Annotated in this window: 13 protein-coding genes; 7 read left to right on the forward strand and 6 right to left on the reverse strand. The window is 57.0% G+C overall.

The annotated features are described in order from the left end of the window. Positions 1-74: 74 nt before the first annotated feature. Positions 75-605 (forward strand): GAF domain-containing protein, encoded by a 531-nt coding sequence (locus AACW30_RS15885; protein WP_106579221.1) that lies wholly within the window; start codon positions 75-77, stop codon positions 603-605. Between the two features lie 11 nt (positions 606-616). Here the strand turns inward: AACW30_RS15885 and AACW30_RS15890 are convergent, their stop codons facing one another. Beyond that, a complete protein-coding gene (locus tag AACW30_RS15890; protein WP_339385055.1) occupies positions 617-889 on the reverse strand; it encodes a hypothetical protein in 273 nt (90 codons plus the stop codon). Positions 890-1,121: 232 nt separating this feature from the next. Between AACW30_RS15890 and AACW30_RS15895 the strand changes: the two genes are divergently transcribed. Further along, positions 1,122-1,943 (forward strand): alpha/beta fold hydrolase, encoded by an 822-nt coding sequence (locus AACW30_RS15895; RefSeq protein WP_200625272.1) that lies wholly within the window; start codon positions 1,122-1,124, stop codon positions 1,941-1,943. Continuing rightward, on the forward strand, positions 1,933-3,447 hold the full coding sequence (locus tag AACW30_RS15900) for a sensor histidine kinase (RefSeq protein WP_200625273.1): 1,515 nt from the start codon (positions 1,933-1,935) through the stop codon (positions 3,445-3,447). Before AACW30_RS15895 ends, AACW30_RS15900 begins: the two co-directional genes overlap by 11 nt. Positions 3,448-3,550: 103 nt before the next feature. On the opposite strand, the gene AACW30_RS15905 is transcribed toward AACW30_RS15900, so the two are convergent. Together AACW30_RS15905 and AACW30_RS15910 are read right to left on the reverse strand one after the other, a co-directional pair. After that, on the reverse strand, positions 3,551-4,006 hold the full coding sequence (locus AACW30_RS15905) for a hypothetical protein (protein ID WP_200625274.1): 456 nt from the start codon (positions 4,004-4,006) through the stop codon (positions 3,551-3,553). Positions 4,007-4,344: 338 nt separating this feature from the next. After that, positions 4,345-4,884 (reverse strand): GNAT family N-acetyltransferase, encoded by a 540-nt coding sequence (locus AACW30_RS15910; RefSeq protein ID WP_119740238.1) that lies wholly within the window; start codon positions 4,882-4,884, stop codon positions 4,345-4,347. A gap of 275 nt (positions 4,885-5,159) precedes the next feature. Here AACW30_RS15910 and AACW30_RS15915 point away from each other — a divergent pair, with 275 nt between their 5' ends. The 3 genes from AACW30_RS15915 to AACW30_RS15925 are packed head-to-tail and all read left to right on the forward strand — an operon-like array spanning position 5,160 to position 7,076. Continuing rightward, positions 5,160-6,155, forward strand: a complete 996-nt coding sequence (locus AACW30_RS15915; protein ID WP_200625275.1) for an aldo/keto reductase — start codon at positions 5,160-5,162, stop codon at positions 6,153-6,155. Position 6,156: 1 nt separating this feature from the next. Beyond that, positions 6,157-6,447, forward strand: coding sequence for a DUF1330 domain-containing protein (locus AACW30_RS15920; RefSeq protein WP_119740233.1), 291 nt, complete (start codon positions 6,157-6,159; stop codon positions 6,445-6,447). Between the two features lie 23 nt (positions 6,448-6,470). Then, a complete protein-coding gene (locus AACW30_RS15925) occupies positions 6,471-7,076 on the forward strand; it encodes a cysteine hydrolase family protein (protein WP_200625276.1) in 606 nt (201 codons plus the stop codon). A 46-nt stretch (positions 7,077-7,122) separates the two neighbouring features. Here AACW30_RS15925 and AACW30_RS15930 read toward each other — a convergent pair whose 3' ends face one another. Further along, complete coding sequence (locus AACW30_RS15930; RefSeq protein WP_106579114.1) at positions 7,123-7,515, reverse strand: tautomerase family protein; 393 nt, start codon at positions 7,513-7,515, stop codon at positions 7,123-7,125. Between the two features lie 117 nt (positions 7,516-7,632). On the opposite strand from AACW30_RS15930, the gene AACW30_RS15935 reads away from it, so the two are divergent. Continuing rightward, positions 7,633-8,577, forward strand: coding sequence for a LysR family transcriptional regulator (locus tag AACW30_RS15935; RefSeq protein WP_200625277.1), 945 nt, complete (start codon positions 7,633-7,635; stop codon positions 8,575-8,577). A gap of 40 nt (positions 8,578-8,617) precedes the next feature. On the opposite strand, the gene treS is transcribed toward AACW30_RS15935, so the two are convergent. Then, the gene (treS, locus tag AACW30_RS15940; protein ID WP_200625278.1) at positions 8,618-10,684 is read right to left on the reverse strand and encodes a maltose alpha-D-glucosyltransferase; all 2,067 of its coding nucleotides are present in this window, start codon (positions 10,682-10,684) and stop codon (positions 8,618-8,620) included. Positions 10,685-10,769: 85 nt separating this feature from the next. Then, positions 10,770-11,657 carry a LysR family transcriptional regulator gene (locus AACW30_RS15945; protein WP_119740223.1) on the reverse strand — a complete coding sequence of 296 codons (888 nt, stop codon included), beginning with the start codon at positions 11,655-11,657 and terminating at the stop codon, positions 10,770-10,772. Positions 11,658-11,829: the final 172 nt, after the last annotated feature.

Here is an 11,829-nt window from a genome sequence, read left to right on the forward strand (position 1 = left end):
CACAGTGCAGGGTTCATGGCACAGATTCACAAATCAACAGTGACACGCTCAGCGACAGACAGCAGAGGATAAAAATGGCTTCTCATGAGATTGCCTTGCACTCTGTGCTGAGCGCAGATGAACGCTCTGAAATAGCTGAACTGGAGGCCACGAGCACTATTTTGCAGCTTGTTACGCGCCTGACAGGGATGCGATTTGCAGGCATTGCCAAATTCACGGAAAAGGACTGGATAGTTTGCTCAGTGTGCGACCCAACGCATTTAGGGATAGAGGCTGGAAATACCCTGGAGTTGGAAATCACCCTCTGCAGCGAGCTGAGAAGAAACCCCAAAGCCCTCTTCATTCCAAAAATCAGTGGCGATCACAGATATTCAGATCGCCATGTCGTCAAGCAATACGGACTGGAAAGTTATGCAGGCGCGCCTATCTTCCTTCCTGATGGACGCCTCTTTGGCGCTTTATGCGCGCTGGACTCACGCTCAATCTTGTTTGAAGACCCGGATCTTGAGGAGACGTTAGTTTTATTCGCCAAGTTAATAGGCTGCATTTTTTTCACCAACCTTGCTGCTGAACAAAAGCCAGCAAGTCCTTGTCAGGCTACGTAGAACTCATTGATTTAATCGTCAGCGTGCAATACTCGAGTGTGTTTCTGGTCCTGGGCCGCAAGGTCCTGATCGATGGCCAGGCGCTTGTTTTTATGGAGCGCGAAGTACTGGAGGAGACTGGGATCGAGTCGAAGTGCGAATCCACCGTAGCGTTCACCCGCAAACACTCCTATCAATTTGGCAAATCGAATATTTCCTTTATTTGTCGAATGACGGTCCTTGCGCAGCGTATCAACATACTGGACACCGCCGAGACCTAAGGATTGAAATGGGTGGCGCTGCATGCCTACCTTGCGTGCCGCCTTCGACCGCCTGTGCAACCGGCAGTTCGTCAGCGATGTAGCGTTCAGCCAAGGGCTCGCCCGCCCCCTTCAGATAAGCCTCCGGACCATGCCCGTTGAGACTTGCTATCGTCCAGGTTTTTGCTGCCAAGCAAGACGGACGACGGCACTTAATGACATAGACTGTTAAACTCGCCCTTTCAAATTCCATGTGTGATCAGCGCAGGAGGCTTAAATGTCTGTCCTAATTCGCAACAATGTACGCGTCCACGGTTCAGGCCCTGCCACTCTAGTGTTTGCGCATGGTTTTGGGTGTGATCAAAATATGTGGAGACTGGTCGAGCCGGCATTCCGCGAAAACTTTCGGACGATTCTTTTCGACGTCGTAGGCTGTGGGAAGTCAGACCTCTCAGCCTACGAGGTTGTGAGGTACTCATCATTAAAAGGGTACGCGCAAGACATCGTGGAGATTATTGAGGAGTTTGCGGACTGCCCGGTCATATTTGTCGGGCATTCTGTCAGCGCTATGGCTGGCGTAATCGCCGCCAATAAGCGTCCTGACCTATTTGGGGCGCATGTCATGGTTGGGCCTTCACCGTCGTATATCAACGATGGTGAATATTTTGGTGGTTTCAGCAGGGAGGACATCGACTCACTTCTGGAGACGTTGGAAAGCAACTACCTTGGCTGGTCGAGTTCCATGGCCCCCGCCATCATGGGCGCGCCTGGACAGCCCCATCTTGGTGTCGAATTAACCAATAGCTTCTGCCAGACAGACCCTGATATTGCGAAGCGATTCGCCAGGGTGACTTTCCTATCTGATAACCGCAATGACGTGGCCAAGTTACTGGCGCCGGCGCTGATTATTCAGTCCTCCGACGACATCATTGCACCTGTCGAAGTCGGTCGTTACCTCAACAAGGTGATCCCGGATAATCGTCTTGAGGTGATAGAAAACGTGGGGCATTGCCCGCACCTGAGTGCTCCTGATCTATGCATCAATGCGATCCAAAGCTTCATTGCAAGCGTTCAGGGTCGAATTGCTCATGGGGGCTAATGACGACCCACTCCCTGATGCCGACTTGCTTTACGAGCACGCTCCCTGCGCCCTCATTATCACCAGCAAGGCCGGTTTAATCCTTCGGGCAAATGCCACCTTCTGCGAGTGGCTGGGGTACTCCAAAGATCAGTTGGTTGGCCGACGTAAACTTCAAGAGTTGCTGACTATCGGAGGACGGATTTTCCATCAAACTCACTGGATGCCTTTGCTTGAGATGCAGCGTTCCATCTGCGAGGTAAAGCTTGAGTTTGCGACGTCTGAGGGTAAAAAATTACCCATGATTCTCAACGCAACAAGGCGGGAGCACCTTGGAGGCATTTTCGATGAGGTTTGCGCTTTTGTAGTGATCGAGCGGCATCGATTCGAGCAGGAAGTGCTGATTTCCAAACGGCAAGCTGAGGAATCGCTCGAAGCTCACCTGGCGCTTCAGCGGGATTTGTCGGTTGCCGATGCCAGGCTGCGGGTTGCTCTGGAGTCGGCCAAAATGCACGTTTGGGACGTCGACCCGGTGACACTTGAGCGTCGTTACGATAACAGCGTGGCGCAATTGCTCGGTTATCCGTCAAACCAGGATGTTTCGGCCTCAGTGTACTCAGACCTAATAGACCCTAATGACCGCCCAAGAGAGGCCGAGTTATTTTCGGCGGCTCTCGGATCGGTTGCTCAGGAGTATCGCTGCACTTATAGATTGAACGGCGTTGATGGCGTTCAGCGCACGGTACTCTCCACTGGGCGTGCGGCATTCGACCCAAATAACAAGCTCGTTCAGTTTGTCGGTATTCTTCATGACATTACAGACGTAAAACGGGAGCAGGCGGCAGCAGAAGACCGTGCTCTGTTCTCTGAGCAAATGATTGGGATAGTGAGTCACGATCTGCGTAATCCCCTCTCAGTGATCTCAATGGCCACCGAGGTGCTTGAGCGCAATGATCTGTCCCCCAAGCAGCAACAATTGGTTCGGCACACTCAGGAAGCGGCGCAAAGGGCACGCAGGCTTATCAACGATTTGTTGGATTTCACGCAGGCCAGAATAGGGCGCGGTATTGGGGTAACAAAAACGACTATCGACCTACACCTGCTGATCGCTTCGGCTGTCGAGCAGCTTCGAATCGTTTATCCCAAACGAGAGTTTCTGCATTCTATCAATGGCCAGGGTCTATGCATGGCTGACAGCGACAGGCTTACGCAGCTTGCAGGCAACCTTATTTCCAATGCTGTTACGTACGGAGCGGTGGATCGCCCGGTGACAGTAACCTCCTCCATTACGGAGCAAGGTTTCGAGTTGGTGGTGCACAACTGGGGTATACCGATTCCTCCAGACTTTCTGGCCACGGTCTTCAGTCCGATGACCCGTGGTGTCAATCTTGCGCAAGACAGTCGCAGCGTTGGATTGGGGCTTTTCATTGTTCGCGAAATCGTGAAGGCACACGGCGGCACGGTTTCGGTTAGTTCAACCATTGAAAGTGGGACAGCATTCATGGCTACCTTTCCGTTAAAGTAAGCCTGGATTAAGTAGCTATTACGCGCTCTACGGAGCGCCTTTCTTATACGTATGCTTTCGCCAGATGCAAAAAGCCCAGCGCGGGGCTGGGCATTGACGGCTGTTATGTACGCTTAAAATTGGCAACGATGTCCCCCTTTACCTCGTTGCAACAATCAACTGTCAGGTCGTCCAGGTGAGGCTGTATTTCCAGGCACTCCATTAGACCCAGCAGTTTCTGGGCGTAATCACGAATGGGCTGCCATTCTTGATGATCGAATAACACCCAGTCGCCACAACGAAAAGCGTGTTCAGGCAGGTTGCTGCAGAGTTGCCATAGGTTGTGGAGATTGCTTCCAACTTCGCTGGGCATTGCTGTGCCACAGACGACCAACGTATCGTTCAACGGCAGCATTGTCATTGACCAGGCTTCACAGGCAGGGCAAGACGGAATAGCTCCTCGCTGCTCATCGGCACTCATCGCCAAAAATTCCAGCGCAGGAAACGTTTCACAAACGGCGAGCACCCGCTTGTACTCCCCCTGCCCATACCATTCCCAGAGTGTTGTTGCGAATCCCATTTTGAAGCTCCTGAACCCCTACCGCCGCTATCAAAATCCGCATGTCGTCGCCTATTTGATTGGGCGGCAATTTAGCATTTGCGGCATCGAAGCCGCCCAGGAAGGGTATTTTCCCAATGCATCGCCGGTGTCGAAAACTGATGTATTAGAGGTGGCACCTCTACATTTTTCGGGAAGTAAATTCACTCTCTCGATCATCGATCAACGCTTCAAAGCATCACATTGTGCACGCAGGTCTCTGTTGGAGATCGAACCACAGCTGCCGTTCCTTCTCGTTTTGCCCTCCGCAAATCCCCCCGCGTCCAGCCGACCGACAATCACACTCGCATCCTGATCCACTACAACTGGTTACCCACAAACGCATCACGCTCAACTTTATAAAAAAGGTTCTCTTGGGTGCGCCCGGCGACATCCTTCGTTGCGGAATGCGACAACCTTCCGCCGATTTTCTCCATGGCCCGTTGTGAGCGAATGTTCTGAGCGCCGATATGGAACCACACAGTGTCGACCCAGCGAAATGCGTGGTCGAGCATCAGGCGCTTGAGTTCACCATTCGCTGCGCCGCCCCATTTTTCACGGGCTAAAAATGTGTACCCAATCGCAACCTCACGTTTTTCTTCACTGAAGTCGTAGTAGCGAGAACTGCCTATCAACGCGTTGCTGGCACGGTCGATCACCACCACAACGCTCTGCGACGTCAATGCCTGGTCGAACCACTCACGAAATACCGGCGCTTGATATCGGGTTGGGCTCGGGTGCTGAGCCCAGAGCAACGGATCGGCTGCGACGCGGTACAGGGCTTCGAAATCAGCGCTGTCCAAAGGGCGTAACTCAAGCGTGTGCCCGACGATGGACGGCGGGATGGGCAGCGATTGCATCGATGTTTCTCCATGAATTCGATGTGGGCGGGTCGTGACGCGTGGGCCGTTAGCATCGCAATAATCAGCCTGTTTGCACCAGACCGATCAGCAGCCAGGCAAACCTCACTCACGCTTGAACACTCAAAAAACTCAAATAGATTTTATACAGAATCTATTTAATAGATGTTTACACTCATGTATCTTCACTCTCGCTTGAGAAATTCCTCAACGAACACGACCCAACCGTCGTGCTTGACCTACGATTAAAGGCCTGATGAGGCCGAGGTGATGCAATGAGTTTGAAAGACAACATTATCGGGCAACTGGGCTTCGGCACGGCGCCGCTGGGCAACATGTTCCGCGCCATTGATGAAGACGAGGCAGCCGCTACCGTCGCCGCCGCCTGGGCTCAAGGCATCCGTTTCTTTGACACCGCGCCGCTGTACGGCGCCGGGCTGTCCGAGACTCGCCTGGGCAAGGCGTTGGCCCATCACCCTCGGGATGCGTACACCCTTTCCACCAAAGTCGGCCGCCTGGTGTCTGACGAAGTGCACGCAAACGCAGGCTCCGGTCCGTTCAGCCAGGGCAACCCGAACAAGATGCTCAGCGACTACTCGGCCGATGCCACTTTGCGTTCCATCGAAAGCAGCCTGCAGCGTTTGGGCACCGACCGCCTGGACATCGTATTCGTCCACGACGTGGCCCAGGACACCCATGGTGATGAGTGGATCGAACACTTCAACATTGCCCGCAAAGGCGCCTTCAAGGCGCTGTCGCGTCTCAAGGAAGAAGGTGTGATTCAGGCCTGGGGGCTGGGCGTTAACCGCGTTGAGCCTTGCGAACTGCTGCTGGATCTGGAGGAGGTTCAGCCCGACGGTTTCCTGCTCGCCGGTCGCTACACGCTGCTGGATCATGAGCAGCCGCTGCAACGCCTGTTCACCAAAGCTCAGGCCAAAGGCGCCGAGTTTGTCGCGGGCGGCCCATACAGCTCCGGCGTGCTGGTCGGCGGGAAGCACTTCGAGTACCAACCTGCCTCTGCCGCCATGCTCGACAAGGTGGCGAAAATCCACGCGATCGCGCAGCACTACCACATCGATATCAAGGCAGCAGCGTTGCAATTTGTGCTGGCCAACCCGCTGGTCGCCGCCGTCATCCCTGGCGCAAGTCGGCCTTCGCGTATTACCGAAGACACGCAGGCAATCAAGGCCCGCATCCCGCGCGAATTTTGGCAAGCGCTGAAAGACCAGGGCTTTATTGCCCCCCACGCGCCTATTCCAAGCAGCCACTGACATGACCGCGTTTATTGTGTTCACCAAAGAGCGTACCCACGACCAGTCACAGCTGGACCTGTACCAAAGCCAGGTCCGCGATACGTTTGACGGGCACCCCATCGACCTGGTGGTCAAGGGCACGCCGCACGCGCTCGAGGGCGCACAGGCAGAAGGTATGGTAATCCTGGCGTTCCCCACCCCCGCGGCGGCGCGCGCCTGGTACGACAGCCCCGCGTATCAGGCGGTCGCTGCACACCGTTTGAAGGGTGCGACCTACAGCGTCGCCCTGGTTGAAAGCAGCAACGAATAAACCCTATTGATCGGAGAGCGACCATGCACCCGCATAAAACCGCGATTGTGTTGATTGAATACCAGAACGACTTCACTACTCCCGGCGGAGTGTTCCATGACGCCGTCAAAGACGTCATGCACACCTCCAACATGCTGGCAAACACCGCCACCACGATTGAGCAGGCACGCAAGCTGGGCGTGAAGATCATCCACTTACCGATCCAATTTGCCGACGGCTACCCTGAGCTGACCACGCGCTCCTACGGCATCCTCAAGGGCGTCGCCGACGGCAACGCCTTTCGCGCCGGCTCCTGGGGCGCCGAGATCAGCGACGCGCTGACGCGCGAAGCCGCCGATATTGTGATTGAAGGCAAACGCGGGCTGGATGCGTTCGCCACCACCGGCCTGGATTTGGTCCTGCGCAACAATGGCATCCAGAACCTGGTCGTCGCAGGCTTTTTGACTAACTGCTGCGTCGAAGGCACGGTTCGATCAGGTTACGAGAAAGGCTATGACGTGGTGACCTTGACCGATTGCACCGCGACGTTCAGTGAAGAACAACAGCACGCAGCCGAGCAGTTCACCTTGCCGATGTTTTCGCAAACCCTGCAACACACAGCGTTTCTGCAGGCGCTGAACGCCGAATAAAAAAAGGGGCGACTCAGACTGAGTCGCCCCTTTTTTAGTGCCTGGGTCACTCGGTCGGCGCGTACTGCATTTCACCGTTACCAAATGACCAGTCTTCGCGCTTCACGTCGACCAGGCTGATCCACACGTCTTCCTTGCGCAACCCGGTCCTGGCGTGAATGCCTTCGGCGATAAATGTATAAAAGGCCTTTTTCACTTCAATGCTGCGCCCGGCGTTCCACGTTACCTGGATAAACACAATCCTGGGCGTGTAGGTGATCCCCAGATAACCGGCCGCCGGGTACACCAGTTCATCCTTGGCATGCCGGTTGATGATCTGGAATTTATCGTGCTCAGGCACGTTGGCAACGCTGGTCATCGCCGCATATACCACCTCACCGATGGCGGTTACGGTGTCGGTGGAGGTGTCGGCGGCGAGGTCAATTCGGACTAAAGGCATGAACATATCCTTAACAGGGTGAGCGGCCATCCACACCGGCGGCCAGTGATACCACGCTAGTCGCGACGACAAGATTCATCAAGCGCATAATTTTCTAAAAGATGATGAGTATTTCGCATGCTATTTCAAGACTTGAAGGCCTTCGTCACCGTGGTCGATAGCGCGTCACTGACCAAGGCAGCGCAAACGCTTTGCCTGACGCAGTCGGCGGTGTCTCGTCGCATTCAGCACTTGGAAGACACCTTGGGCGACGCATTATTCGATCGCTCGACGCGTCCGCCCTCGCCCACTGCCATCGGGCGTCGCGTCTACGAAAAAGCCGTGGCGCTGCTCAAGGACGCGGAGCATCTGCTGAGTATCCCCCAGGAAAATGCCACGCCCAGCGGGCGCTTCCGTGTGGGGTTGACGCAGGTCGTCGGGGACGCGGTGGCGCTCGAGGTGGTCACGCGTATGCGCGACCAACTGCCCGGGCTCGAACTGCAGATCGTCACCCACTGGAGTTCCGAGCTCGAGCAAAGCCTGCTCCTCGGCGAACTGGATGCAGCCACGCTGATGCTGCCCGCCGCCAATAGCCCACCCGCCTCGCTGCAAGCGCAACTGATCACCACACTCGACATTCGGGTGGTACAGAGCAGGCGCACACCGCGGGTGGCCCCGACCGCCACGATCAACGACCTGGCAGCCGTCGAGTGGGTGTTGAACCCCAAAGGCTGCGGGTATCGCGCGGCATTGGAAGCGGCCATGGGCGGACACGGCCACACGCTCAAACTGGCCTTGGACACCCATGGCGCGGCGATGCAGATGCGCATGGTCGCGGCCGGTTTCGGGCTGGGTCTAATTCCGGCAACGCTGTTAACCAGCAGTGCTCACGCAGATGAGCTGACCACCGTCGAGCTGAGTGATTTTCAGCTGAAAATGGACGTTTGGCTGGCACACCCGCAGCAACCAGGCAATCTGCGCCAGGCCAACGCATTGCTGGCCCAAGGCATTACCGAGGGTTTGCGCCAGCGCGACGCAGAGGATGCAGTTGATCGCAAGCCTCACGCTCGAACGCCGCGTTAATGCGGCACTTGATCGATGCGTCAATCAGCCCTGTCGGCACTCAAACCATCGGCGAATGACTGACAACGCGCAGCGCCAGGCCCTCGTAGGCATCCAGCGTGATGGTGAATTCACCCTCGGCAGTGAGGTCGCCCTCAACCCGTTCATTGATGATGTCCACCACCGGCCCCGGCGCGATATTGGGCAGGTGCAGGGTTTCAGTGATCGCGCTGCCGCCAAAGTTGAGCGCGGTAATCTGCGTGCCCTTCCCGGCCGGCAACTCGTGGACCATGATCAGCAAGCCGGGATGCTCGACGTCCGGCACCAGAATCTGCCGGCTGGCGGCGATGCCATAGGCACTGCGCACCGCGAGGATTTTTTGCAGCTGCGAGGCAAACGACTGCGGGTCCTGCAACTGCTGATTGAGGCTGCCGTACAGGGCTTTCGAGCGCGGCATCTGCCCCGCCGACAGCTCGGCCTCGGGGTTCAAGTCCACCAGGTCGTAGGCGCCACGGTGCACCCAGCGGGTATCGCCGTCGGCCATCAAATGCGCGACTTCATCGGCCGCCAACGGCAGTGCGCCAACCAGGTCCCAACCCGACAAGGCAAACACCCCAGGCTGCATGGCGTTGTACATCACCAACAACAAATGGATCTGCCGGATCTGCTCGATGTCAGTCGGCGTAATCGCCTCCAGGTCACGAATACCCAGCGCTGCGGTAATGATGCTGGCGGTGGTGCAGGACACGCCGTTGGTGACGAACTTGAGGTTATACGGCGCATGTTCGCCGGCCAGGCGCTCGTACATCTGTTCGCGGATATGCTCACGCAAAATGTTGCCGGGGAAAGTCTGGCCCTGATAGAGATAATTGTCGTGGGCGTGCAAGGTCCAGAAATGCACCAGTTCCAGAGTCAGCTCATCATGGTTCTGCAACGCATGAATCAAGGAGCCTGGGTCGATGCCCTGGCTGTGCATCTCGCGCAGCATCAGGCGCAGAAACTCGGTGTCGCCCATCAGCAACGCATGCTGATACGCCGGGCGGGTGATGAAGTCGTAGGACAGGTCCGCGCCGCCGTGTGACATGGCGGCGATGTCATCCACCGTGAGGTTAAGCTCCTGAAAGCTGAACCCCCCGGCCTTGCGAATCGCGCCGCCGAGCAACTGGTTGCCGGTAATCGACAGCGGATGGCTCTCTGACCAGGCGCCGCCCTCAAGCTTGCGCTCCACCCCCAGAAAGCCGTTGGCATCCAGGCGCAGGATCTTGGCGCCCATCACGTCAATCGCATGCAGGGCGTCGCCGATGATCATTTGCTGCGCGGCAAACGAAGGGTCCAGCCAGTTCAGCGACGGCTGCCCTTCTTTGAAGTAATGCAGGTAGACCCAACGGCGCGGCTTGCCATCCACGCCGACCACCACCGGGGTAGCACTCCAGTCGGTTTCCTTCACGCCGGGCTCGAAGAAAATCACCCGCTGCAACTGGCCGACGATGTAATGCTTGTCGCGTAGCGCATCCACCTGCGCGGGGCTGAGGTTCTGCGCGTCGCGGCCTTCGGCGACGTCGGGCAACATCGGCCAGTCTTCTTCGCGGATTTCTACCATGTGGTAAAGCCCGGGATAGTCCTCATACGCCATCTCGGCCAAGCGGAAATCCGCGCCTTTGCCGGTGTGAGATGGGATCACGTCGTCGATGATCACCGCGTTGTGCGCAGCGGCCATGCGTGTCAGGGCTTGCAACTGTGCCTCGGTGCCCAGTTGCGGGTCGATTTCAAAACTGATGCGGTCAAAATTGCCGTCGATGGTCGGTGTATGCCGCGTGCCGGAGAGCCCGCCGGATTTTTTCAGTGGGCCGTTGTGAATGCCCTGGATGCCGATCTTCGACAACGCGTGCCACAAGCTTTCGTCCCCCAGCGCCTCCAGGACCGTGCCGTTTTTACGGGTCACAATCGAGGCCGGGTACGCGGTAAACCACACCGACGACAAGGCTGACGCATCACGCGGCCGGGTATGCGCATACGGCTGCTGCCACAACCGCCCTTGCCCCGAATAGAGCTTGGCGCGCTGGCGCGCCGCGTGCAGCATCGATTGCTCAACCAGCCAGTTCACATGATCGTTGTCCGCCGCCGTCATAAGCCCGTTACCTGTGTGCGTGAAAAGGTTATTCGTAAGCATAGGAGCGGCCACGAGGGCGATTCGTTGCATTGATACTGTTGGGCTAAGACAGAAAACCGATTCGACGGCTGAGAAAATCAATCAGCACACGCAGCTTGAGCGGCACCTGGCTGCCGGACGGCCACAACAGGTTGAAGGTGCTGGTCTCCTCGCTATACGGCTCCAGCACCGCGCACAACTCACCCGACGCCAGGTATTCCCTGACCATGAAGTCTGCCGCGTACGTAATCCCCAAGCCTTTGAGCGCAAAACACACGCGGCCCTCCACCGAGTTGCTGATCAGCGTGCGCGGCAGCTCCAGCTCAGGTTGCTCAGGCTCTCGAATCAGCCAGCGCTGCAGCTTGCCCGTGTCGGGAAAGCGAAAGTGAATGCAGCGGTGTTCAAGCAAATCGCGGGGCCGTGTTGGCAGACCGTGCCGGGCAAAGTACCCCGGCGAACCGACCGCGAGCATGCGGTAACGGCCCAGGCAACGGGCCGACAAGCCAGAGTCCTTGGGCATGCCGCTGCGCACCACGGCATCAAAACCTTCGCCGATGATGTCCACCAGGCGATCGGTGAATTCCAGGTCCAGCTGGATATCCGGGTACAGCAACTGGAAGTCGGCAAACACCGGCAGAAATGGCTTGCCGATCATCGGCAGGCTTACCCGCAAAGGCCCCTGAGGCAAAGAGGCGGTCTGGCGTAACTCCTCCCCCGCCGCTTCCAGCTCCTGAATGACCCGCCGACACCGTTGCAGAAAACGTGTGCCCTCAGCCGTCAGCGTCAGGCTGCGAGTACTGCGGTGAAACAGCCGCACGCCAAGCTTCGCTTCCAGCCGCGCAATGCTTTTGCTGACCGCCGAGGCCGAGATACCCAGGTTTCGCCCTGCACCGACGAAACTGCCGACTTCGCCAGCCTGCACGAACACCGCCATGCCCCCCAAACTGTCCATGAACGTCCTTAATCGTTGAGCCATTCATGACAAAACCGTCACTACTGAATCGCCCCGGGTTTCGTAGACACCTCCATGCCTTAAAATGAGGCCAATCAGGAGGTGCCATGAGCAACCCGCGTTATCCCGAAGAATTCAAAATCCAAGCAGTCAATCAAGTGACCGAAAAGAA

Origin of the sequence: Pseudomonas sp. MF6747 (assembly GCF_963890955.1) — a bacterium.
GTDB lineage: Bacteria > Pseudomonadota > Gammaproteobacteria > Pseudomonadales > Pseudomonadaceae > Aquipseudomonas.

Coding starts and splice junctions, on each gene's coding strand:
- AACW30_RS15885 (WP_106579221.1), top strand. CDS start 75: ATGGCTTCTCATGAGATTGCCTTGCACTCTGTGCTGAGCGCAGATGAA.
- AACW30_RS15890 (WP_339385055.1), bottom strand. CDS start 889: ATGCAGCGCCACCCATTTCAATCCTTAGGTCTCGGCGGTGTCCAGTAT.
- AACW30_RS15895 (WP_200625272.1), top strand. CDS start 1,122: ATGTCTGTCCTAATTCGCAACAATGTACGCGTCCACGGTTCAGGCCCT.
- AACW30_RS15900 (WP_200625273.1), top strand. CDS start 1,933: ATGGGGGCTAATGACGACCCACTCCCTGATGCCGACTTGCTTTACGAG.
- AACW30_RS15905 (WP_200625274.1), bottom strand. CDS start 4,006: ATGGGATTCGCAACAACACTCTGGGAATGGTATGGGCAGGGGGAGTAC.
- AACW30_RS15910 (WP_119740238.1), bottom strand. CDS start 4,884: ATGCAATCGCTGCCCATCCCGCCGTCCATCGTCGGGCACACGCTTGAG.
- AACW30_RS15915 (WP_200625275.1), top strand. CDS start 5,160: ATGAGTTTGAAAGACAACATTATCGGGCAACTGGGCTTCGGCACGGCG.
- AACW30_RS15920 (WP_119740233.1), top strand. CDS start 6,157: ATGACCGCGTTTATTGTGTTCACCAAAGAGCGTACCCACGACCAGTCA.
- AACW30_RS15925 (WP_200625276.1), top strand. CDS start 6,471: ATGCACCCGCATAAAACCGCGATTGTGTTGATTGAATACCAGAACGAC.
- AACW30_RS15930 (WP_106579114.1), bottom strand. CDS start 7,515: ATGCCTTTAGTCCGAATTGACCTCGCCGCCGACACCTCCACCGACACC.
- AACW30_RS15935 (WP_200625277.1), top strand. CDS start 7,633: ATGCTATTTCAAGACTTGAAGGCCTTCGTCACCGTGGTCGATAGCGCG.
- treS (WP_200625278.1), bottom strand. CDS start 10,684: ATGACGGCGGCGGACAACGATCATGTGAACTGGCTGGTTGAGCAATCG.
- AACW30_RS15945 (WP_119740223.1), bottom strand. CDS start 11,657: ATGGACAGTTTGGGGGGCATGGCGGTGTTCGTGCAGGCTGGCGAAGTC.